The 23,136-nt window shown below is 32.0% G+C and carries 23 protein-coding genes, 9 tRNA genes and 2 pseudogenes; 6 read left to right on the top strand and 28 right to left on the bottom strand.

Annotated features, from left to right (window positions below; all coding sequences use genetic code 11):
- Positions 1–358 precede the first annotated feature (358 nt).
- Both HALHA_RS02345 and HALHA_RS02340 read left to right on the top strand, forming a co-directional pair.
- Positions 359–916, top strand: coding sequence for a TetR/AcrR family transcriptional regulator (locus HALHA_RS02345; protein WP_015326175.1), 558 nt, complete (start codon positions 359–361; stop codon positions 914–916).
- A 55-nt stretch (positions 917–971) separates the two neighbouring features.
- Positions 972–1,928: a 4Fe-4S double cluster binding domain-containing protein gene (locus tag HALHA_RS02340; protein ID WP_015326174.1), complete on the top strand. Its 957-nt coding sequence runs from the start codon at positions 972–974 to the stop codon at positions 1,926–1,928.
- A 174-nt stretch (positions 1,929–2,102) separates the two neighbouring features.
- On the opposite strand, the gene HALHA_RS02335 is transcribed toward HALHA_RS02340, so the two are convergent.
- The 6 genes and pseudogenes from HALHA_RS02335 to HALHA_RS02305 all read right to left on the bottom strand — a co-directional run bounded on the left by HALHA_RS02335 (position 2,103) and on the right by HALHA_RS02305 (position 6,773).
- Positions 2,103–3,209, bottom strand: a complete 1,107-nt coding sequence (locus HALHA_RS02335) for a cysteine desulfurase family protein (RefSeq protein WP_015326173.1) — start codon at positions 3,207–3,209, stop codon at positions 2,103–2,105.
- 36 nt (positions 3,210–3,245) lie between these two features.
- Positions 3,246–3,581 (bottom strand): CGGC domain-containing protein, encoded by a 336-nt coding sequence (locus HALHA_RS02330; protein ID WP_015326172.1) that lies wholly within the window; start codon positions 3,579–3,581, stop codon positions 3,246–3,248.
- A 245-nt stretch (positions 3,582–3,826) separates the two neighbouring features.
- Positions 3,827–4,120 (bottom strand): annotated as a pseudogene (gene hepT / locus HALHA_RS02325) (type VII toxin-antitoxin system HepT family RNase toxin); the annotation flags it as partial.
- A 102-nt stretch (positions 4,121–4,222) separates the two neighbouring features.
- Positions 4,223–5,469, bottom strand: a pseudogene (locus tag HALHA_RS02320) (IS3 family transposase).
- Between the two features lie 72 nt (positions 5,470–5,541).
- Entirely contained in the window at positions 5,542–6,345 is an 804-nt protein-coding gene (locus HALHA_RS02310; RefSeq protein WP_015326170.1) for an ATP-binding protein, read from the bottom strand.
- Between the two features lie 131 nt (positions 6,346–6,476).
- A complete protein-coding gene (locus tag HALHA_RS02305) occupies positions 6,477–6,773 on the bottom strand; it encodes a hypothetical protein (RefSeq protein ID WP_041607620.1) in 297 nt (98 codons plus the stop codon).
- A 3-nt stretch (positions 6,774–6,776) separates the two neighbouring features.
- Between HALHA_RS02305 and HALHA_RS02300 the strand changes: the two genes are divergently transcribed.
- From HALHA_RS02300 to HALHA_RS13655, 3 genes are read left to right on the top strand one after another with little or no spacing between them, the layout of a single operon-like run.
- Complete coding sequence (locus tag HALHA_RS02300) at positions 6,777–7,154, top strand: hypothetical protein (RefSeq protein WP_041607618.1); 378 nt, start codon at positions 6,777–6,779, stop codon at positions 7,152–7,154.
- Between the two features lie 46 nt (positions 7,155–7,200).
- Positions 7,201–7,338, top strand: a complete 138-nt coding sequence (locus HALHA_RS13660) for a site-specific integrase (protein ID WP_169314483.1) — start codon at positions 7,201–7,203, stop codon at positions 7,336–7,338.
- Positions 7,339–7,389: 51 nt separating this feature from the next.
- Complete coding sequence (locus HALHA_RS13655) at positions 7,390–7,548, top strand: site-specific integrase (RefSeq protein WP_342662853.1); 159 nt, start codon at positions 7,390–7,392, stop codon at positions 7,546–7,548.
- Between the two features lie 209 nt (positions 7,549–7,757).
- Here the strand turns inward: HALHA_RS13655 and HALHA_RS02290 are convergent.
- The 14 genes from HALHA_RS02290 to HALHA_RS02225 all read right to left on the bottom strand — a co-directional run bounded on the left by HALHA_RS02290 (position 7,758) and on the right by HALHA_RS02225 (position 14,068).
- A tRNA-Val gene (locus HALHA_RS02290) sits at positions 7,758–7,833 on the bottom strand.
- Positions 7,834–7,856: 23 nt separating this feature from the next.
- A tRNA-Leu gene (locus HALHA_RS02285) sits at positions 7,857–7,945 on the bottom strand.
- Positions 7,946–8,009: 64 nt separating this feature from the next.
- Positions 8,010–8,098, bottom strand: a tRNA-Leu gene (locus HALHA_RS02280).
- Between the two features lie 100 nt (positions 8,099–8,198).
- Positions 8,199–9,467: a transposase gene (locus tag HALHA_RS02275; protein WP_015326168.1), complete on the bottom strand. Its 1,269-nt coding sequence runs from the start codon at positions 9,465–9,467 to the stop codon at positions 8,199–8,201.
- Between the two features lie 185 nt (positions 9,468–9,652).
- Positions 9,653–9,728: transfer RNA gene (locus tag HALHA_RS02270), tRNA-Cys, on the bottom strand.
- Between the two features lie 5 nt (positions 9,729–9,733).
- A tRNA-Gly gene (locus HALHA_RS02265) sits at positions 9,734–9,809 on the bottom strand.
- A gap of 7 nt (positions 9,810–9,816) precedes the next feature.
- Positions 9,817–9,889: transfer RNA gene (locus tag HALHA_RS02260), tRNA-Phe, on the bottom strand.
- A 5-nt stretch (positions 9,890–9,894) separates the two neighbouring features.
- Positions 9,895–9,971, bottom strand: a tRNA-Asp gene (locus HALHA_RS02255).
- Positions 9,972–10,099: 128 nt separating this feature from the next.
- Positions 10,100–10,175: transfer RNA gene (locus tag HALHA_RS02250), tRNA-Val, on the bottom strand.
- Positions 10,176–10,314: 139 nt separating this feature from the next.
- On the bottom strand, positions 10,315–11,775 hold the full coding sequence (locus HALHA_RS02245; protein ID WP_015326167.1) for a PepSY1/2 domain-containing protein: 1,461 nt from the start codon (positions 11,773–11,775) through the stop codon (positions 10,315–10,317).
- An 11-nt stretch (positions 11,776–11,786) separates the two neighbouring features.
- Positions 11,787–12,266 (bottom strand): cell wall hydrolase, encoded by a 480-nt coding sequence (locus tag HALHA_RS02240; protein WP_015326166.1) that lies wholly within the window; start codon positions 12,264–12,266, stop codon positions 11,787–11,789.
- Between the two features lie 71 nt (positions 12,267–12,337).
- Positions 12,338–12,691 carry a hypothetical protein gene (locus HALHA_RS02235; protein ID WP_015326165.1) on the bottom strand — a complete coding sequence of 118 codons (354 nt, stop codon included), beginning with the start codon at positions 12,689–12,691 and terminating at the stop codon, positions 12,338–12,340.
- Positions 12,692–12,805: 114 nt separating this feature from the next.
- Entirely contained in the window at positions 12,806–13,558 is a 753-nt protein-coding gene (locus HALHA_RS02230) for a sulfite exporter TauE/SafE family protein (protein WP_015326164.1), read from the bottom strand.
- 108 nt (positions 13,559–13,666) lie between these two features.
- Positions 13,667–14,068: a hypothetical protein gene (locus HALHA_RS02225; protein WP_015326163.1), complete on the bottom strand. Its 402-nt coding sequence runs from the start codon at positions 14,066–14,068 to the stop codon at positions 13,667–13,669.
- A gap of 159 nt (positions 14,069–14,227) precedes the next feature.
- Between HALHA_RS02225 and menA the strand changes: the two genes are divergently transcribed.
- The gene (gene menA, locus HALHA_RS02220; RefSeq protein ID WP_015326162.1) at positions 14,228–15,169 is read left to right on the top strand and encodes a 1,4-dihydroxy-2-naphthoate polyprenyltransferase; all 942 of its coding nucleotides are present in this window, start codon (positions 14,228–14,230) and stop codon (positions 15,167–15,169) included.
- Between the two features lie 87 nt (positions 15,170–15,256).
- Here menA and HALHA_RS02215 read toward each other — a convergent pair.
- The 8 genes from HALHA_RS02215 to nikB all read right to left on the bottom strand — a co-directional run bounded on the left by HALHA_RS02215 (position 15,257) and on the right by nikB (position 22,913).
- Positions 15,257–15,344, bottom strand: a tRNA-Leu gene (locus HALHA_RS02215).
- Positions 15,345–15,385: 41 nt separating this feature from the next.
- Positions 15,386–16,066 (bottom strand): hypothetical protein, encoded by a 681-nt coding sequence (locus HALHA_RS02210; RefSeq protein ID WP_015326161.1) that lies wholly within the window; start codon positions 16,064–16,066, stop codon positions 15,386–15,388.
- Between the two features lie 124 nt (positions 16,067–16,190).
- A complete protein-coding gene (locus HALHA_RS02205) occupies positions 16,191–17,858 on the bottom strand; it encodes an ABC transporter substrate-binding protein (RefSeq protein WP_015326160.1) in 1,668 nt (555 codons plus the stop codon).
- 92 nt (positions 17,859–17,950) lie between these two features.
- Complete coding sequence (locus tag HALHA_RS02200) at positions 17,951–18,655, bottom strand: hypothetical protein (protein ID WP_015326159.1); 705 nt, start codon at positions 18,653–18,655, stop codon at positions 17,951–17,953.
- Positions 18,656–19,018: 363 nt separating this feature from the next.
- Complete coding sequence (locus HALHA_RS02195) at positions 19,019–19,987, bottom strand: ABC transporter ATP-binding protein (RefSeq protein ID WP_015326158.1); 969 nt, start codon at positions 19,985–19,987, stop codon at positions 19,019–19,021.
- A gap of 15 nt (positions 19,988–20,002) precedes the next feature.
- Complete coding sequence (locus HALHA_RS02190) at positions 20,003–20,989, bottom strand: ABC transporter ATP-binding protein (RefSeq protein WP_015326157.1); 987 nt, start codon at positions 20,987–20,989, stop codon at positions 20,003–20,005.
- Positions 20,990–21,005: 16 nt separating this feature from the next.
- Positions 21,006–21,929, bottom strand: coding sequence for an ABC transporter permease (locus HALHA_RS02185; RefSeq protein WP_015326156.1), 924 nt, complete (start codon positions 21,927–21,929; stop codon positions 21,006–21,008).
- Between the two features lie 60 nt (positions 21,930–21,989).
- Positions 21,990–22,913, bottom strand: a complete 924-nt coding sequence (gene nikB / locus HALHA_RS02180; protein WP_015326155.1) for a nickel ABC transporter permease — start codon at positions 22,911–22,913, stop codon at positions 21,990–21,992.
- Positions 22,914–23,136 lie beyond the last annotated feature (223 nt).

Here is a 23,136-nt window from a genome sequence, read left to right as displayed (position 1 = left end):
TTAACTATCATTAAATTTTTGAGTACTAATTTAATTTCATTGAATTAGTAAATTTATAGTTTTTAACAATGCAACGATAGTGATAAACAATATATTTCAGAGAATAACTTTTAAAATTAACCCATATCAGGATGATGTATATGAAATTATTTTTATCTTCTCTATGGAAAAATCTCTATTTAATATTTTCATAACTAAGCCCCTTTTTAATATAACCTTGAAGCTCGCAATATACCTATTAATAATCCTTCTATTCCATTTTTATTAATTCAATCTCTTTACCACCTTTGACAAACCCAGAAAATCATAATATAATATTATTGAAAGTAACTACTTGCATACAAAGGAGGAAGACTATATGCCCAAAGAAGAAACTTCCCAAGCAATACTTAAGGCAGCACTCAATCTTTTTTCACAAAAAGGATATAATAGCGTAACTACCAAAGAAATAGCCCAGCAAGCTGAGGTAAATGAAGTCACTCTATTTAGACACTTTGAATCGAAACAAAAACTTTTTGAAGCAGTATTTGAACATTATATCTTCGAACCAAATATAACCAATGGAGATGAACTCTATCAGAAAGAACCGAAAGAATTTTTAATAAATATCGCCAGTTCTTTATACGAGATTTTTGAATACAATTCTTCCCTAATAAAAATTGAACTCAAAAATGATGAAACTACTATCCAAGATATAAGGTTACCATTAGATAAATTTTCTGAAGAAATAAAAGAAACTGTCATTACTTATATAGATAAAACACAAGAACTGGAGATTGATCAGCCAGATATCTTTGCCGTTAACTTTCTGTCCTCTATTTGGGGACTTTTTATGAATATTAATATCATTCAACCTTTTGAACCAATGCCTGACTTCGAAACTTCCTTAGAAAAACTAGTAGATGACTTACTATAATAATTTTTTTATTCTTTATGCAAGTAACTACTTACCTTAAAAGGAGGTACAACTTATGTTTAAAACTTTGCTTGAATTATTTAAAAAGGATAACAATGAACCGCACGATATTGATGCTATGATTGGAGACTTAGATAAGTTATTATCACATGAACAAGTGATTGAACCTGGTCAGAACTCGCGTGAGCAAGGAGAGTTTAAAGGTAACCCTATGCAACATATATCAATTATGAAAAGGCTGAATTTAATACCAATTCTAATCAAAAATATGAGAGAATTAAAAAAGAGTTATCGAGGTTTGGATCAAACCCCTGATCGAGAGAAGATTAACCAAGAAGAACTAGAACGAATCAATCAACAAGCTGAGGAGCTTGGCGTAGATTCAATTGGCTACACTACAGTAAATAAAGATGATATCTTTCTCAATCGAGGCATCCTCTACTCTCAGGCAATTGTCTTCTCTATAGAAATGGATCAGGAAGATATTCAAACAGCCCCCAGTTTCCAATCATTGAAGACAGTCCAAGATACATATGCTCAAACTGGTGTAGTAGCAAATAAAATTACTAATTCACTCCGGGAAATGGGCTTTGGAGCCCAATCTGGCCCAGGATTAGGTGGGCAAACAATCTATCCAGTTCTAGCAAAGCGGGCTAGACTAGGTGCCTTTGGCCGGCATGGTATTCTAATAACTCCCGAAAACGGGCCAACCCACAGACTTGGCGTCATCTATACAAATATTAAAAATCTACCTACAACTGGAGATAATAAGCATGAATGGATTAATGACTTTTGTCAGCAATGCGGGAAGTGTATAGAATCTTGTCCTGTAGATGCAATCTACGAAGAACCAGTAACAACTACAGCAGATAATATTGCTTTTATTGACAATGATACATGTGTAGAATACTTTGCAAGGAATTATGGTTGCTCAATCTGTATCAAAGAATGTCCTTTTAATCAAGTAGGTTACCATAAAATAAAAGAAAACTTTTTGGTAACCACTAAATAAGAAATCATAAAATGCTTTAGTGAGTATATTAAACTAATCTAATACAGATTCGACTTCCATCATTAGATGTTCAATACAAAGTGATGGTTAACCTTGGCCCTAATGAATATGCAACTACGCCTTAATATAATAAAACCCTTGAGAGTTTCTAAATCCCAAGGGCCAATTCAAGAACTAATCAAATTTAATGCAGTTAGTTAGTTGTTCCATTACCTTATCAATATCTTCTTTTGTAGTATAACGACCTAAACTAAATCTTACTGCTCCCATAGCTATTTGATTATCAATATCCATAGCTTTTAATATCCTAGAAGGTTCTTTTTTGCCAGAATGACATGCAGAACCAGTTGAAGCAGCAATATCATCTAACTGATTTAATACTTCTAATCCATCCATTCCTTTAAAGCTTACATTCAATGTATTAGGAAGCCTTTTTTCAGGATGACCATTAAGAATTATACTATCTTTAAATTCATTAACTAATGAATCATAAAAATAATCTGTTAGCTTTCTCAATTTATTATTATTAACCACTTCACAGGCTTCTCCTAGCCCAACTGCAAAAATAACATTCTCAGTTCCAGCACGCTTCCCAAACTCTTGACCTCCACCGTGAATCAAAGGTTCTATCTCTATCCCTTCTCTAATATATAAAGCTCCAATCCCTTTAGGAGCATATAATTTATGACCAGCAACTGATAAAAAATCAACTCCTAATTCATTAACTTTCGTAGGAATTTTGCCAACTGATTGTGCTGCATCAGTATGTACTAAAACCTCATTCTTATGAGCAATTTCACTAATCTCTTTTAGTGGTTGAATTGTACCAACTTCATTATTAGCATGCATAATTGTAATCAATATTGTTTTATCAGTTATTGCTTTACGAACATCTTCAACATCTACCATACCATACTTATCTACAGGTAAATAAGTTATCTGGAATCCTTTCTTCTCCAAATACTTACAGGCATTAATTACTGCTGGATGTTCAATTTGGGAAGTGATAATATGATTTCCTTGGTCTTGATAAGTTTCTGCTACACCTTTAATAACTGTATTATTTGATTCACTGCCTCCACTAGTAAATATTATTTCTTCAGAGTTAGCTCCTAAAAGCTTTGCAACTTGAGATCTTGCCTTTTTAACAGCCTTTGCTGCTTTCTTACCAAGTTCATGACTACTAGAAGGATTACCATATATATCATAAATATATGGTTCCATTGCTTTAGTTACTCTCTTATCTATTGGAGTAGTTGCATTATAATCTAAGTAAATCATTAAGGCTCCTCCTTTATAAATTCATTTTAAAAACTTTTAATGTGTCCATTCAATAACTTCAAGTCCTGTTTGCTCTTCTATTAATTTATGCATTTTTTTACCAAAAGGACAAGGATAGTTAATATCACTTGGTGTTCCACGTAGAATACAGGAAGCCAAAACAATTTTTTCTGCTCCTCTTTCTTTTAACATTGCTGCTCTTTTAATAGCTTTTTTACCTGGGCAGCCACCACAGGTAATCACTCCTATAACCTCTACTGGGCCTGTTTCTTCAAAACCTCCTTTGCCTTCTTTTGCAAAAGATAAACATGTTGTTGCTGGACAATATTCTTCAGTTTTTTGACATCTAATTAGACCTACTTTAATTGACATTATATTCCCTCCTGTTTCAGTTCTTTATTTTTCACCTTCAACTTTAATTATATATCACAAAAAGAAGTAGTCAAAAAAATTAAAAAATTTTAGTGTTCTGCACATTAAAAAAGCCAGTTATTTAACTGGCTTTTTCTTTATTTCTTCTTTATATAAACCACTAAGTTCTATTCTATATATTCTCGATACCAATTAAATAAAACTTTTATTTCCTCTAAATTCTTAGTTAAAATATTATAAATAATTTAATCATCAAAAGTAGAATAATCATGTACAATCACATTTCTAAATTTAGCCATTTTTATATATTGGTCAACATTATCTTTAATTATATCATTTTCTGCTAAGATCTTTATAATATCAGCATTAGTATCAGCTATGCCTAATCTTTCATCACTAATAATATGGCTTCCTATATCAAGACAAGATTTAATAGCTAATTGTAATGTTCTCTCCACAAATCGCTTTACCAATTTACTATTTTTATATTTAATAAATCTAATCTCTTCATATTCTTTCAAATCATTAATATATTCTTCTAATTTTAATAATCTACCTCTAACTAATTTCCCATTAACCGGCTTAACCCACTAATATTGGAGAAAATCTATATCATACTCAATCATTCGTAACTTCTTATTTTATGCAATAAAGACTTCAGGCTTAATCTTTTTATCTTTAACAGCTCGATAATATTGAGTTGGAGCTTGGTTATTTAAACTACCATGTCTACGCCTGTTATTATAATATCTCATATACTCACTAACAATCTCATAGACCTCTATATAACTTTGAAATTCATTACGACTATAATAATATAGAGTGGAATGATTCAATATGAGCATTCATATTCGGAGTTTTTACTGGTATTCTTTTATGCTTCATGCCTAGAGATTGACAAGTACTACCAAAGAGTTTAGATGTAAACTGTGGACCATTATCTGTTCTTATAACAGGTAAATCCATACCTTTAGTTAATTCTCTTTTAGCAAGAGCCTTTTTTTATACTCTGCAGGCATCTTCAGCTTTACAACTTAAACCTAAGTGGTAGTCAATTATTGACCTATCAAAGACATCTATTACTGATAACTGAAAGAAGAATTGATCTGTTCCAGTGATATAACCATATTTAAGACCCATCTCCCAAAGTTGATTAGAATTACTAATCTCGTCTCTCTTAGCTAACCTTCTAGGGTGACGATTCTTTATCTTTCTTTGAGGTCTTAATATATCAAGCTCTTTGCACAATCTATATACCTTTTTATGGTTGATTTTAAGCATATAATCTTCCTTTAGACAAGTAGTTAATTTCTTATAACCATAAGGAAAACCATCACCTGCAACTAATTCTAATAACCATTCTTTTATCTGTTCATCTGAGACTTTTTCACCAGCATAGCTATAAGAATAGCCAGGGGATAGGTCTCCATTAGGATTATTTGAGCTATTATCATCTTCGCTATTATGATTAATATTATAATAATAAGTGGATTCTGATAAACCGACAAAGTTTAAAACTGTAGCTATTTTATAACCTTTATTTATCCACTTTACTGCAATTTTTACTTTGTCGGTTACTGCGGGTTTGATTGGTCTCTTAGGTCTCTTAAAATAGCTAATTCTAGTTCCTTTTCAGCAAGTAATTTTTTTAGTTGATCACATTTTCAGAACTTACTTTCTCTAATCTTTTAGAAGTCTCTTTGAGCTTTTTCTTTTGATTTTTTGGTAATGAGTTAACAGAACCAGTCTTACGAGCTTTTTTAACCCAAGAATAAACAGTGCTTTTATAAATTTCATGACGTCGAGCTACTAAAGAAATATTATCTACTTGTCTACATTCTTCTACCACTTGCTTTTTAAGTTCGTCAGAATACTTTGTTCTAGGCATTTTTAGTCCCCCTAATTTTAAATTATTCTAATTATACTACTAATGCACGATTTCTACAAGTCAGTCAGGGGGCTATATAGCTAGCTCATCCCGTTCTTCTCCTGCTTGTCTTCTCCAATTATATCCCCTCATAATAATTGATTGGCCACACATCTCCTGAATCCTATCCCTAACATCTTGACCAAGTTTATCCTGCAACCAGTCATAATTATACTTGGCTGTGATGATAATTGTCTTACTTTTTTCATAAATTGCATCAATTAACCGATAAAGTACACCACGCTCAAACTCAGTAAAACTATCAGTAGGTCTCTTTCCACCAGTTAGATCATTTAAAGCTACTATCTGATTCTCTCCAATAGCTCGTAACATTTCATTTAATCTACCTTCTCCTATAGCATCTTTTAGATCGCTTAAAAACTCCCGGACATTAACCATTACTCCTAAATAATCTTCCTCCACACATAACTCATTAACTATACTAGCTTGTAATTTAGTCTTTCCCTGACTTGGTGGTCCTTGTAAATATAATCCCCAGTTATTAGCTATAAACTTATCTACTTCTTTCGCTAGAACTACAGCATGTTGATGGGCTTTCTTGTGGGAGACAGCTTTAAACTCAAAATTATCTAATCGACTATTCTTAAATCTAGTTGGAATTCTGGCTGATCTAATCTTCTTTCGAAATGTTTTCAGTTGATTACACTTACATCTTACCATTTCTTCTTTTCCTTCAGGTTGATAAAAACCTCTATCCTGACAAAGGGAGCAATCATAATCTTCTTCTAGTTCTTGATCAGTAGTCTGTATATTTTTTCTCCAGTTCTTTCGTACTTTCTCTGCTCCTAGTTCTACCTCGTTTTTTACTAGTTCCACTTTTGCCCCCCCTTTTTGCTTCTTCTGATGCTGGCGATCTAATTCTTCTACATCAGCTAGTGAGCTAACACCAACCTTTATCCAGTGATTAATTAGTCCCTTCCTTTCTCAGGATTAAGTCCAAAACAGTACTAGAAGGGATCATCTCGGTATCTAGCCCTTCTCATTCCCTCAATTACTACTTCTGTAGTTAAACTTTTAGCTACTTCAGTTAACTTTAATATCTGCGAGGGATTAGGAGATAGAACTTTCCAATAATCCTCAAAGGCTTTGCGAATTGTCTGGGGCTTATTTTCTGAAGTCACCTTATCTATGTCTGTATGTTTATTATTCTTTGTGACTTCTTTGGTATTGGTCTGGGCAATCTGTCCACTCTCCCTCTGGCCATTTTGACCAGTGGCTTTTTCTTCTTTTTCCTCATCATTCAAGACTTGATTAAGATACTGATAATCAATTGTGATGTAAGCCATACTGAAATAAATAGGCTATCTAAAGGAAAAAAACCTTCTATTAGGACAATCAACAAAATAGCTGCTGGAACAGATATCGCTAAGGACAGATTATTAAAAATAGCCGACTTTTTAGATAATGATACCAACGATGAAAGAGAAGAATTAATTAGGAAGCTATCTACAGATACTCTTAAGTCACTTGAAAAGGCAGATATAGAATTTTTCGTTAATTTAGCTAAAGATGATCAGCGACAAATGTTACTAAAAGAAAGTAAAAAATTATCTGATCAAGATCTGTCTAAAATTATTAAAATTATTAGAACTTTTGCAGAAGAAGAGGATGTTCCACCTGAATAATACTTTTCAAAGGAGAGTTAAGGAGGTTGACTTCCAAGAAAAAATAATGCAAGTCAAACAAAGTGTAACAAAATTATCTGGAGGAAGATTAGATTTTCGAGAACCAAAAACAAATTCTAGTATCAGACCAATCAATATTGATGATGATATAGTAAATATATTAAAGCAACGTAAGCAACAATAAAAGAAGAATAAACTTAGACTAGGTAGTAAATATAATGATCAATATGATTTAATCTTTCTTAAAGAAAATGGAGATCCTTATCTGCCTTTATATACAACTAGACAATTTAATAAAGTAGCTGATAAAGCTGATTTATCACAATTTCGATTACATGATCTAAGACACACTCACGCAACACTGATGCTTAAAGCTGGTGTGCATCCTAGATAGTTCAGGAAAGATTAGGCCATTCTTCAATCACACAGACCCTTGATACCTATTCTCATGTAATTTCTTCTATGCAAAAAGAAGCAGTTAAAAAACTAAAAAACAACCTTAATAAATAGGTTTGGCAACAAAATGGCGACATTATCTCCAAAAAATAAAATAACCTGTCTTAGTGACAGGTCTTAATCCCTTATATCTCAATGGTTTATAAGTGGTGGGAATAACTGGGCTCGAACCAGTGACCTCTACGATGTCAACGTAGCGCTCTCCCAACTGAGCTATATCCCCTTAAGATTTAATTATATAAATAATGGTGCCGGAGGTCGGATTCGAACCGACACGGGCACAAAGGCCCACCGGATTTTAAGTCCGATGCGTCTGCCAGTTCCGCCACTCCGGCTTATATTTAATTAATAATTGACAATGGACAACTTACAATTAAAAAAACTATTAAATTAATTAAGTGGTGCCGGAGGTCAGACTCGAACTGACACGGGCACAAAGGCCCACCGGATTTTAAGTCCGATGCGTCTGCCAATTCCGCCACTCCGGCTTGTACACTAAATCATTGTAACTTATTTTAATTAATTTGTCAATAGTTAATTAAAATAGAGTTTCCCCAAAATTATAATACCAGCAAGCCAACATTGCTATTATAGCAATAGTTTAGACAACATTAATTGTTGTGATTGTTGGTATTTGATATTTTTATTAATAAAACTTTGGATACCTGTTCGGGTTTTCTTGAAAATATTATAAATTCCAGTAGCTATTGCATAATAATCAAATTCGGGGATATCATAAATTCTTTCAGATAATTTAGTTATCCACATATTTAATTTAGTTTTATTTCGCTTTTCTGACAGCATAGCAATAAAACCAATTAAAATACTAAGTAGCAAATCCATAGTTCTAATACTATTTAAAGATCTGACTCTAATATTTTCTAAATTGAATTGTTGTTTTTTAAATCGAAAGTATTCTTCTACTTTCCATCTTTTTAAGTATGCTTCAAATATAGTTTTAGTAAGTTTTTTTGATTCAGGAGCTAAATTACTAATTAATATCATAGGGGTTAGCCCAAGCCCTTTTACTATAACCATAGTTAAATCTTTATCTGGCATAGCAGGAAGTTTTATTTCAGCATAACTATACTTTGCTTTTTGGGGATTATTGTTTTTATCTTTAAAATTAGCAACATATTTACCTTTGTAAAACTTTGCTACATCTAATATATTCATTGTTTGCCCTTTATAAATAACATTTCTAGTTTTTTTAGCTCTAATAACAAAATTACATTCATCATTGTTTTTTGTAAAATATTTATAAAAACGATTATTATCGTACCAACGATCTAAGGCATAAATACCTTGATTCCCAAAGTGTGATTTAACAAAATCAAGACCTTTGATAGTCTCTATATTCTGACTTTTGAATCCTTTTTCTTTAGTAGAATAAACCCGAGAATATACAGAAAGCGGCATCTCATGTTCTTCTGTTAATGCTGCAATTTCAAAAGTATCATAACCATCGTTAATTTTCCCAGTGCTTCCATCACGAACTTGGTCTAATGCTTCTAATTTTTTGCTTGCAGGTTTAACTATATCAGATTTATCACAACAAAAAATTGTGTTTTCGTTAATGCATGTTTTAACTGAATTAATATAATTATTCATAACTGTTGATCTTTGATCAAAATTTTTACAATTGCGAGATAAACGATCAATTACTTTTTTTAATGTTATATCTTCTTTTAAAGCTCTAGAAATTTCACTTAATAATATAGATTGACTTTCTAATAGACCATATAATATTTGAAAAATGAATTTAGATTTTGGTTTTGATAAATTTTTAGTGATTTTATCTGAAAAAGTTGATAATTTTCGTTTCAATTGATAGATAAGTTTGGTATAATTAATCATGGTGAAATGACCTCCTATTTGGTTTTGGTTGCCAAACTAATTATACCAAATTTAGGAGTTCATTTCACCTTTTTTTATTTTAGAGCAGTTACTATCTGTTTTACCAAAAGTTATCCACAATTTTATTATCAATAAGTTCTAATTTATTATTTTTGAAAAAATGGGGAAACTCTACTTAATTAAAATGGAGGTGACACCCGGACTCGAACCGGGGAATGGAGGATTTGCAATCCTCTGCCTTACCAACTTGGCTATGTCACCATTACTGGAGCGAAAGACGAGATTCGAACTCGCGACCTTCTCGTTGGCAACGAGATGCTCTACCAACTGAGCTACTTTCGCATAAGGGTGGCAAGACCCGGATTTGAACCGGGGACACGAGGATTTTCAATCCACTGCTCTACCAACTGAGCTATCTCGCCACTTATGGCGGGGACGACGAGATTCGAACTCGCGATCTCCGGCGTGACAGGCCGGCGTGTTAACCAACTACACCACATCCCCACAATAAAACAAATTGACAATTGATAATGAACAATTTACAATTAATTTCTAACTTCAAAATCAAATCATTACCCATGATTATCGTCTTTAATTGACAATTCTCAATTGTACATTGTCAATTATTTGAATGGTGGGCGAAATAGGACTTGAACCTATGACCCCCTGCTTGTAAGGCAGGTGCTCTCCCAACTGAGCTATTCGCCCTTACTCATCAGCACCGTTTAATAGTATATACAAACAGGGGGAAAAGGTCAAGTATTATTTAGTTGTTCTTAAAGATTTAATTCAAAATAGATAATTGATACTATACTTTTCTCACATATACTACTAAATACTAATTAAATCATCTTGCAATCGTATAAATATCGCTATCAAGGCTTTTAATACTTACTTCTCTACCAGTTCTAGCATCAATTTTAATACTATACTTTTTCTCTCCACCCTTTACCCTTCCAATAAATTCATAACATAACCTTTCTTGAGTTTCATCATTAATTAAAACAAGTTTACTGTCTTCTATTTTTAAGTTATTATTCAATTTTTTCTTAACTTCTGCTTTACTTAACTTTGGGGTAAGTTCATTAACTTCTCTGGTGTGATGATATAGAACGTAATCAATACCATTAAATCCTGTTATCTCACCATTATCTAATGCAACTTCCACTTTTATTCTGTCTGCTTTAATCAATACCACCTTACCATTATCTAAAGTACGAGCTGGAAGAAATTCAACTATTAATTGTCTTGGATTTTTATTAGGAAACTTTTCAGCTGATTCAATCACTACATTCTCATAACCATTATCCTTTAAAAATTGTTTAGCACTCTGACGGGCTTGGTCTATATTAACATTGTGTTCACCAATTCCTCTTTGATTAAGCAACCATACTACTTGTCCACCATGTTTGCTAATATCTAATCTAATTACTTTATCTTCATCTTCTTGGTGTACAGCTTTAATAGCATAGGCTGGTAGCTTAGCTTCAACCATCTTTCCGTTATCCAACTTTATTTTATCATCCTCAGCTAATGTATAATTATATTGTTCGGGATTTTTTATAAACTTTTTAGCAATTGCAATTGCTTTTTTTCCAGCTACTTTTTCTCCTTCTAAAGCTGATAAAGCAGCTATTATACTTTGTTGGTTAGAACTCATTATATTACCTGGTACAACTGACTTTAACTTATCTTTAATCTTAGTTAATTTTAATTTCCCATCTAATTTATTTAATCCAGCTAGAGGACTAGCAGAATATTCTTTCTTATCCTCTCTTATACTTATTCTTCTTTTATCATACCATGTGAAATTCTCTTGCTCCATTTTATTGTGTACTGCTTCTAAACCACGATTAGCTACTTGGATTTTTTGCCTAAATTTGCTTAACATTTGTCTTTCATTTTCTTTTAATTCTCTGTTTACTACCCGACGGTCTAAGTGTTTACTGTAGCGAGATATATTAGATAATAACCCCTTTAGATTATCTAGAGCATCGCTATTTAGTGGTAACTCACCTAAATTCTCTCGAGCTGAATAAGCAGATCTCCAAACATTTGATAAATTAACTGATACATTATCAACAGTATTAGAAACAACTAAAGCACCTAACTCTTCCTCTAAAGAGTCAACTTGATGATTTAAACCTTGAAAAGCTTGCTGGTATCTATTATCTAATTCATTTTCTATTTGATTTAAAGTAGTATATTTACCATAACCCCAGTATCCTGTAGCAGCTATCCCAACAGCTAAAACAAGTATTAATATCCACTTCTCATCTAACCAATCTCCTAATCCTTCGTTATTCAAATTAATCCCTCCTATTTAGCAAAAATATGTTTGCCTATTCTGCGTACTACATTTCTAGTATATATCCAATTAGTCTCTACTTTAGCTGGATTGTAATAATAAATGGAACCATATGTTGGATCCCAACCACGTTTAGCAGCTAAAGTAGCACGAATAGTTCTCTCATCCGGGGTATTATTCCAAATGTGACCTCGTGCTACTGCTGTAAAAGCCCATGGTTGATAAATAACCCCCGATATAGAGTCAGGAAATTTAGAACTATCAACTCGATTTAAGATTACTGCCGCAACTGCAACTTGTCCAACTAATGACTCTCCTTTAGCTTCCGCAGAAACAGTTCGCGTCATCAATCTCATTTTAGGGGATAAACTCCAAAAACTTGGAGCAGCAGCTTCAAGTTTTTCAAGCTTCCCAGTTGACTGTGTTTCATAAATTAATACCCCAGTCCCAATTACCGCTAATATTGCTACCAATATTCCTAGCTTTTTCATTTTATCCTCCCCTACAATTAATTTGATTTCAATATTATCATTTACTTTTAACCAACTTTATATTCACGAATCTATCTTTTCTCTTGATCTCCTTCTTCTTCATCATCTCGTGGTATTTCAGGTGGTTGAGGTGGTGGGCCTTCGCCTTCATCAGAAGAGCGATAAGGCGAATGTACAATAGTGATACTATTAAGTAATATCTCTAGCTCTTTTGTCTTATCTTCTGTTTCTAATCTTTTTCTAATTTCAGCTCTAGGAACTACAACAGTAACCTCATGTGGTCTATCATAAGCAAAACAACGTTCCATATCTATTTCTAAACCATCTAGATCAAGATGTATTTCATCTTCATTTCTACAATGACACTCCTTTTTAAATAGTTTTTCTAATTTATCTTTTAATTTACTAATCAAGGAAAATACCAATTATCCCACCTCCTTAATATAATCTATTCACTCTACCTTCTAGAGGTGCATTAAAATAAAAAATGACCTAACTTTAAAAGTTAGATCAAAAATAATGTATGTTTAAATTCTATTTTAAAAATTTATTAATAATCTTAATGCCATTGCTAAAATTAAAACTATTAGTATAACCTTAATCCATCTATCACCCTTAGCTATAGCAAAATTACTACCTAAATAAGCACCTAAACTATTGCCCACAGCTAAAATAATTCCTAATAACCAATTAATTTTACCATTTGTAATAAATACTACAAGAGAAGATATAGTATAAGCAGCAATTACAAATACTTTAATACTATTAATTTTAACTAATGAAGAATCTGTAATTAATGATAAAGTAACAATAAACATAAACCCAACACCTGCTTGAATAAACCCACCATAAATACCTACAAAGAAAAAAGCTATCATTGCTATAATCTGTTGCTTAAGATTCAACGCTTCTACTTTATTTTCTGTATCTTTAGTAGGGTTGAGAATAATCACCCCTAATACTAAAAACATTATCCCGGCTAATATTTTATTAAATAACTCTTCAGGAAGTGTTATAGCTACACTTGAGCCAAAAACGGCACCAATTACTGCTGGTATAGCCAACTTTAAATTCAGTTTCAAATCAAAAAAACCTTTACGCTTAAAATTAGTAACTGCTACAATATTCTGTACTAAAACAGCAATTCGATTAGTTCCATTAGCTATAGCAGAAGGCAAGCCCATAAAAATCAAAGCTGACATAGCAATTAATGAACCTCCACCAGCTAATGTATTAATAAATCCTGCTGCTAGGCCAGCAAATAAAACTATACTTATTTCAAATAAAGACATAAATCTCCTCCTTATATCCAAAATATATATGAAGTATATCAAAATTATACCATGGAAACAAATTATTAAAAACCCTACAGCTATATGACTAACTGTAGGGAAATTAAATTATTCATCATTATTTAACTTTTTAGCTAACTTATCTTCAGAAGCCTCAATAATGTCCTTTAAGCCAGAACGTCCTACTGTCATATGGTCAGTTTCACTAGCAGGAGAGCCAGAAAGGACTTGGTCTCTAAATCTACCTACCTGCTGAGCAGCATCTGCCTTAAAACTTGTCCACTGACCGGTCTCAATTTCAGTTTCAGGAAAGTTAAATCCTTCTCCTTTCTCCTGTAAACTTATAAAATTTTCTCTATGCTCTACCTTCTCGTTTACATCTCTCATTAATCCTTGATTGTTTGCTCCATTATTTGTTTCATCTCTAATATTTAATAATCCATTAGTCTCTTCTTCTAACTCATCTTGTTCAGGGATATAATTTTCTCTATCAATTCGATCTTTTTTCATTTTAAACTCCACCTCCTAAAATCTAGTTTGTCATTAATCTCCAAAATAAATGTTAGTAATTTTTTATTATTTAAACTTATCTTACTTAAAATAAAGGAATTAAAGTCAAAATATCAAAATAAATAAAAGAGATTAATATAATTTTTTAGGAGGAATACAATGTCAGCTAAAATTTTTCTTAAATTAGTGGAGATTAAAACCAAAGTCGCCAGTATGATTCCCTTTCTATTAGGATCATTATACACCTTATATCATTTTAACAACTTTAATTTCAAAAACTTTATTTTTATGTTAATATCATTATTAACAATTGATATGGCTACAACAGCTATAAATAATTATTATGATTATAAAAGAGCTAATAAAACTCATGGGTACAATTATGAAAGTCATAATGCAATTGTTAAAAACAATTTAAAAGAAAGTACAGTTAGATTTATTATATTAGCTTTATTGATAATTGCAGTCTTATTTGGGATTATCCTCGTCTTAAATACAAACTTTGTAGTTCTTATTTTAGGTGTTCTTTCATTTTCAGTAGGCATTCTTTACTCTTTTGGCCCAATTCCTATTTCGCAAACACCACTAGGAGAAGCATTTTCGGGAGTATTTATGGGTTTTTTGATAACTTTTATATCAATCTATATTCACGTTTTTAATCAAAATATTGCTTTTTTACTTTATAACCAAGGGTTACTTAGTCTTCATTTAAATATTATTGAGATAACTTATATCTTTTTATTCTCTATACCATTAATAATTGGAATCGCAAATATTATGTTAGCAAACAATATTTGTGATATTAAAGATGATCTAGAAAACAATCGCTATACATTACCAACTTATATTGGTAAAAGTAATTCATTAAAACTCTTTAAAACACTTTATTACCTTGTTTATCTTGATCTAATTCTTTTATTAATTTTTAAAGTTACACCTTTAATTTGCCTAATTACTTTATTAACATTCATTCCTGTAAAAAAGAATATTGATTTATTTATGAAAAAACAGAGCAAAGCAGATACTTTTATATTATCTGTGAAAAATTTCATTATAATAAATGTAGTTCAATTATTAGCCCTAAGCTTAGTAATAATCTAATAAAAAAGTATACTCAATTGAGTATACTTTTTACCTTCTATATAATTTTAATTTCAAATATATCCTAAGTAGTATTACAGAATTTTATGGTGCCGAGAGTGGGAATTGAACCCACACAGACAAAATGTCTATAGCGCCCTCAACGCTACGCGTCTGCCAGTTCCGCCACCTCGGCATTTCCTTAATATTATATCAAATCACTTATAAAAGTCAAGACTAAACTACTAACTCACCTGGTAATACCAGTTGAACACTATTAGCATCAAAATAATAATTTTCGACTCCTACTGGTATTTTATCAATAAAAATTACTCTTTGACTTTTAACAATTGGCCCGTTCGCCTCTATATCAAGTTGACAAGATAAAAAACTATTAGCTCTTTCTACTTGGATAACATTATTTCTAAACTTTAAGTTATTAACCCCTTTACTACCAAATAACTCATATAATGAATTCAAATCACAAATTCTATCTTGATTGATATCAGAACTTAAATAAGTAATGATTTCTTGCAAGCCATAAGCTTTCTGATCTACCATTCGAACTTGCACTATTTTATATAATTCTTCTTCTGGATTAGTTGGAGCTAATTCACCAAACTCAAAATCATCAACTTGCTGTAATTGAACATCACCTGCAGCTATTTCTCCATCTTGTTTTAATAATTGAATAGTAGCTTTTTGCAAATCATCGTGTTTACCTTCTAAACGCTGCTCCATATTCCTAGCATATTTTTCCCTTAAGTCCATCAAAGAAATGTTAGCTTCTGATAAAATAGTTCTTACATATCTAGGAGTTGTCTCTACTCGCTCAGAAATATCACTAATCTTTAAAAATGGATCATGTCTAGCAAAATTAATAATTTGTTCTTTTTTAGTTAGTTCTTCTACTTGCATTCCACTCACTCCTTATATCTCTTATTTGCTAAGTAGTATCCCTAACTTATGCCATTTTATACATTTTAGATACAAAAAATAAAAAAGCAGCCAACTTAAATTGACTGCTTTAAATATTAATCTATTACTGATGACTTGGATCTAACCAAACATCTGTTAACTCTAATGGAGTTTGTGGCGTAAATGTATAACCATGAACAAATGGTTTAACTAGTACATGAGTACTATAATAGTACACTGGAATCCAAGGTGCATCATCCATAATTTTCTTTTCAATCTTTTGGTATAACTCAAGTCTCTCTTTTCCAGGCTTCATTCGTCGTGCTTTTTCTAATAACTTATCAACCGCTGGATTCTTATAGAAAGAGTAATTTCCACCTGATCCAGCATTATCAGAATGGAATAATACATATAAGAAATTGTCTGGATCTGGATAATCCGCGATCCAACCTAATCTGAATATTTGTGTATCTCCTTTATCTACCTTGTTAATATACGTACCCCAATCAGTATTAACTAACTTAACATCTACCCCAAGTTCTTTGAGGTTACGTTGTACTGCTACTGCAATTTTTTGGTGACTCTTGCTTGTATTATAAGCTAATTCGTAAGTTCCCGGTAAACCATTTGGATATCCTGCTTCAGCTAGTAACTTCTTAGCCTTTTTCATATTAAATGTATATCCTTCTAAATCAGGATTATATCCAGGCATTCCAGGTGGCAAGATACCTTGTGCAGGCTTTACAGTACCATGTCTAAGAACCTGAGCAATCACTTGTCTATTTACAGCATAATTAAGAGCTTTTCTTACCTTGGGATTATCAAATGGCGCTTTTTGAGTATTAAAACCAAGGTAATAAGTTCCTAATCGATTTACTAAACTATAATCATCAGCAAATTCTCCATTTGGATCCATAATTCTTTCTACCTGACCAGATGGAATATCTGAATCCATTTGGTAAATACTACCTTGCTCATAACTAGCAAAAGCAGTAGTATTGTCTGCAATTACTTTATACTCTACTTTATCTAAATATGGACGTCCATCAACATAGTAATCTTCAAATTTCTCTAATACAACCTTACTATCATGTTTCCAACTAGTAAACTTAAATGGTCCAGTTCCTACTGGATGTTGACTAAATTGGTCCCCATACTTTTTAACAGCTTCTTTAGAAACAATAGAAGCATTCTCCATTGCTAACACCTGTAAAAATGGAGTAAATGGTCTTTTTAGCTGAATCCTTACAGTATACTTATCAATCTTCTTAAAACCACTAACTTTATCAGCTTTTCCATTTTGATAAGCTTCTACCCCTTTTACATCTTCAAATAATCCAGCTCTTTCAGACATAGTATCTGGATCTACAATTCGAGTAAAGGAATAAATCACATCTTCAGCAGTTACTTTATTTCCATTATGGAATGTAACATCCTTTCTTAAATTGAAAGTCCAAGTTAAACCATCCTTACTCACATCCCAACTTTTAGCAATGGCTGGTACTATTTCTAAATCTTTATTATATTGTACTAAACCATCAAAGATATTTCTAATTACTCGACTAGAAGTAGTATCAGTTGCATGAGCCGGGTCTAATGTTGGTGGATCAGATGCTAATCTACCCTTAAATGTTCCACCGTACTTTTCTTTCTTAGTTATTTTCTGATCTTTCTCTTTTACTTGTTCTCCATTCTTAGCTTCTTTCTTATTTACATCATTACCACCACAACCAACGGCAGCAAATAAAACTACAAATAAAATTAATAATAAACTTATACTTTTCTTAAACATATTTCCTTCTACCTCCTCTAGTTTATATGAATATAAAATTAAAACCTATCACTACAAACATAAGTAACCTTAAAAAATCACAAATATATTGGTTAATAATCACTCTTTACTTCTAATTTAATCCCTTGATAAGAAATTGGATCTAGTACCAATTGGAATTTACTAAAATCACAATAAATCATATCAACCCCACACAATTTCTGATTAATAAAAATCTCTTTCCAGATAACTATTATAGGGGAATTCTCTTTTATATTTAATAATCTAGTTATTTTTTTCTGAGATAAAACAGAACTACATCTAATCTTTGAAAAATGAGCATTTGATTTCTCTTTTAGCTTTGATAAACTATCATATGCTTCCTTAGTAACTATTAAATTACTATTAATTAAACTAACATCATCCTTAAGCTGAAATAGTCTTGTCTTAGCTAATTGGTAATTATTATTCTCTTTAAGTTTATTATACTTATCAATGTTATTTAATATAGCCTCATCAGTCTCTAATTCTACTGTTAAATTATTTAATTGCTTTATATCTAATATATCTAATAACAGTCCATTTCTTTCATCTACCTCTGTATCACTACCTTGAGCATATTCTTTCCTTAATCGAGTTAAAGATAAATTAGCTTCTGAAAGAACTGTTCGTACATAATGAGAACTTGTTTCTGCTAATTGAGCTATCTTTTCAACCTTTAAAAAAGGATCACGTTTAGCCAAATAAACAACTTTCTCCTTTTTAGTCCAATCATAAGGGTTAAACTTATCTACTCTCCTACTTATATCTCTACTCATCTTATACCCTCCAAAAAAATTAATACTCTAAACTAATTAGTTTAGAGTAGCTAAATTCAACAAAAAATAATAAAGTATATGTAACTCACTTTATAATAATTTCTTGTTATATATTCTACTCTACTACTCGCTAATCTTCTAATTTACTCTGGCTTCTCAATTACCTACTATATTTTCTTAATTCTAATAGTCCTCTCCTCATAAAAATTGTATTATAAATAAAACTTATTGTCAAGAGTCTATTCTTTATTCTGCTAAATATTCTCCTTATACATATTACACATATTATAATACAAGTTACATTTAATATCAAGAAATATCCTAATTATCAAAAGAGTAGCTGCATAAGTGCAGCTACTCTTTTTACTCTACTAAATGACAAGCATAGAAATGTCCGTCACCGGTATCTTTAAATTGTGGGGTTTTCTTTTTACAAATTTCTTTAGCAAATGGACATCTGGTATGGAAACTACATCCACTTGGCGGATTAATAGGGCTAGGTACATCACCTTCTAGAAGAATCCTATCTTTATTTGCTTCTGGATTTGGAACTGGAATTGCAGATAATAAAGCCTTTGTATACGGATGTTTGGGATTTTCATATAATTCATCTTTATCTGCTAATTCTGCCATCTCACCTAGATACATTACTGCTACTCGATCACTAATATGGCGGACTACACTTAGATCATGAGCAATAAAGATATAAGTTAAACCTAATTCTTCTTGTAGTTCCTCTAATAAATTTATTACCTGGGCCTGAATAGAAACATCTAAAGCCGATACAGGTTCATCACAGACAATAATCTTAGGATTTACCGCTAATGCTCTAGCAATCCCTATTCTTTGTCTTTGTCCTCCACTAAATTCATGAGGATAACGATTAGCATAATTAGGTTGTAATCCTACTTTATCTAGTAATTCTCTAACTCTTTTTTCCTTTTCCTGACCGCTAGCTAAACCATGAATTTCTAATGGCTCCCCGATTATCTCTCCTACTGTCATCCGGGGATTTAAAGAAGCATATGGGTCTTGGAAAATCATCTGCATCTCTCGACGTAGACTACGCATCTCTTTTTTATCTAAATCATATATATTTTGGCCTTCAAAGACTACTTCACCTTCTGTTGCCTCTAATAAACGTAATAATACTTTTCCGGTTGTTGATTTCCCACAACCTGATTCTCCTACTAAACCTAATGTTTCTCCTCTTTTTACTTCAAAGTTTAATCCATCTACTGCTTTAACAGAATTTATTTGACGCTTGAAAATTCCACCTTTTATTGGAAAGTGTTTCTTTAGATTCTTTACTTCTAAAATAGCATCTTTCATTTTCTCACCTCCTACTTACTTCTTAAGCTCTAATTCATTCCATCTCCAACATCTAACTAGATGGTTATCTTTAATCTCTTCTAACTGAGGCTCCTGCTGCCAACATTTATCTGTTGCATAATCACATCTATTAGCAAACTTACAACCTTTAGGAAAACTAAATGGATCAGGTACTGTTCCTTCAATTGGATCCAATTGACCATTTCTACCTTCTACTTTAGGAATAGAATTAATTAATCCAGCTGTATATGGATGTTCTGGATCCTTAAATAGGGTCTTTACATCAGTCTGTTCTACAACCCGTCCGCCATACATGACTGCTACTTTATCTGCTATTTCTGCTACAACGCCTAAGTTATGAGTAATTAACATTGTAGCTGTATTAAAGTCATCTTTTAATTCTTGCATTAATTCTAAAATTTGAGCCTGAATTGTTACATCTAATGCAGTGGTTGGCTCATCTGCTATTAAAAGCTCTGGATTACAAGATAAAGCCATGGCAATCATTACTCTTTGTCTCATACCACCACTTAATTGATGAGGGTGTTCGTCTACTCTCTCTTCTGGAGAAGGAATCCCTACTTTTTCTAACATTTCAATTGATTTTTCTCGTGCTTGTTCTTTGTTTAAATTTTGGTGTAGCTGGAGTGCTTCGCCAATTTGACTACCAATCGTATATACTGGATTTAAGGCGGTCATTGGTTCTTGAAAGATCATTGAAATTTGGTTTCCTCTAATCTTTCGGATTTCTTTTTTAGATTTTTCTAAAAGATTCTCTCCTTTAAATAAAATCTCTCCATCAGCTATCTCTCCAGGAGGAGTTGGTACTAACTGCATTACTGAAGCAGCAGTTACACTCTTTCCTGAGCCTGATTCTCCTACTACTCCTAATGTTTCTCCTTCTTTTATCTCAAAACTAACCCCATCTACTGCTTTAACTGTTCCCCTATCTGTATTAAAATAAGTCTTTAAATCCTTTAATTTTAAAATTGCATTTTTCATCTTCTCACCTCCAATGCTACTCTTTCATCTTTGGATCTAGAGCATCTCTTAATCCATCTCCAAATAAATTAAATCCTAATACAGTCAATACAATTGCTATTCCTGGAACTAACATCATTCGTGGAGCAGTTCTCATATATTGTTTACCACTATTTAGCATTAATCCCCAACTTGGTTGTGGTGGTTGAGCTCCTAAACCTAAATAACTCAATCCAGCTTCAGCAAGAATAGCTCCTGCTATCCCCAAAGTAACTGTTACAATAATCGGGGCCAAGCAATTTGGAATTATATGCTTAAAGATAATTCGAAAATCATTAGCACCTAAAGATTCTACTGCTTCAACATATTCTTCCTCTTTTAGTGACATAACTTGTCCTCTTACTATTCTAGCAAGTCCTGGCCAACTAACCAATCCTAAAGCAATAAATACTTTATCTACACCTGGATCTTGGAAGACAGCCATAATTGCAATTGCAAATAATAAGAATGGAAAGGCTAAAAAGACATTAATTAAATAGGAAATAATATCATCAACTATCCCACCATAATAACCTGCTAAAGCTCCTAACGTAATCCCAATCACTAAGGATATAATCTGTGTAACAAATCCAACCATTAACGAAATTCGAGCTCCATAAACAATTCTACTAAATATATCACGACCTAACGTATCAGTTCCAAATGGATGAGCTAAACTTGGCCCTTGCATAGATAACTCCACTTTCCCTTCCTGCATAACAGGAGAATAAAAAGGATCATAAGGAGCTATTACAGGCGCAAAAATAGCTACTATCATTAAAATAGCAGTAATTCCTAAACCAAACATCGCCAGCTTATTTCTTTTTAATCTTCTCCAAGCAGCTCGCCAAGGACTATGAACTTCTACTTCTTTCGTTTCAGTAGTCTCTTTAGCATTCTGCTCTACTTTTGGTTGAGCCATATTAATCCCTCCTCTATACATCAATAATTATAAAATATGTCTTATTTAGACAATTTTTAATCAATCATAATTAATTCGTGGGTCTAAGAAGCCATAACTAATATCAACTAATAAATTAACTATAATAAATACCGATGCTAAAAATACTACTGTTCCCTGAATTAATGGGAAATCACGTTTCATTACAGCATCTACTGCTAAACGACCAAGTCCTGGCCAAGAAAAAGTAGTTTCAGTTAATACAGTTCCACCTAATAAATAACCCATTTGAGTTCCAATTACTGTTACAACAGGAATTAATGCATTACGCAGACCATGTTTAATAACTACTATTCTTTCAGCTACACCTTTAGCTCTAGCAGTCTTAATATAATCTTTACCAATTACCTCTAACATACTAGATCTTGTCATCCTAGCAATCTTAGCAGCTTGTCTACTTCCTAAAGCAATAGCTGGTAGAATTAAATGTTGCCAACTACCATATCCTGAAACTGGTAATAAATCTAAATTTAAAGAGAATATTAAAATTAAAACCAATCCTAGCCAATAAACAGGCATTGAAACACCTATCATAGCTAAGGTCATAAATAAATAATCCCAAATTGAGTTAGGCATTACTGCTGAAATAACTCCAGCTGTTACTCCTATTATAATAGCTACTAACATAGCTGAACCAGCTAATTGAGCTGTAGCTGGTAACCTTTCTAAAATAATATTAATTACGGGACGTTGAGAAGTAAAGGATTCACCTAAATCTCCTTGTACTAATCTACCAATAAACCTAAAATATTGAACATATAAAGGATCATTTAATCCCATCTCTTCTCTAATCATCTTAAGGGTCTCTGGGTCAGCACTTTGGCCCATAGCAATTCTAACTGGATCCCCAGGAACAAAAACAAAATTAAGCAAAAAAGTTATCGTAGCAATTCCTAATAAAATTGGTATCGCCATTAAACTTTTTCTTGCTATATACGTCAGCATATTATCACCTCTCTTTATTTTTTGCTTGTCACAGCCTAACTATAAATTATATTTAGATTACTTATTTAAGTCATCTTTAATTTTAAAACTTACTTGTCACCCCCCTAAATAATAAACAAACATCTACAAAAATCAACATTTATAGATATTAAAGCGCAACACAATAATTTTATCCTAGTTTTTATATTTTGTCAAACGATTCTCTAAATGTATCCTTTTTTAG

The organism is Halobacteroides halobius DSM 5150, assembly GCF_000328625.1.
Classification (GTDB): domain Bacteria; phylum Bacillota; class Halanaerobiia; order Halobacteroidales; family Halobacteroidaceae; genus Halobacteroides; species Halobacteroides halobius.
Note: the sequence above shows the minus strand (reverse complement) of the source record. Positions and strands in the feature narration are given on the sequence as shown.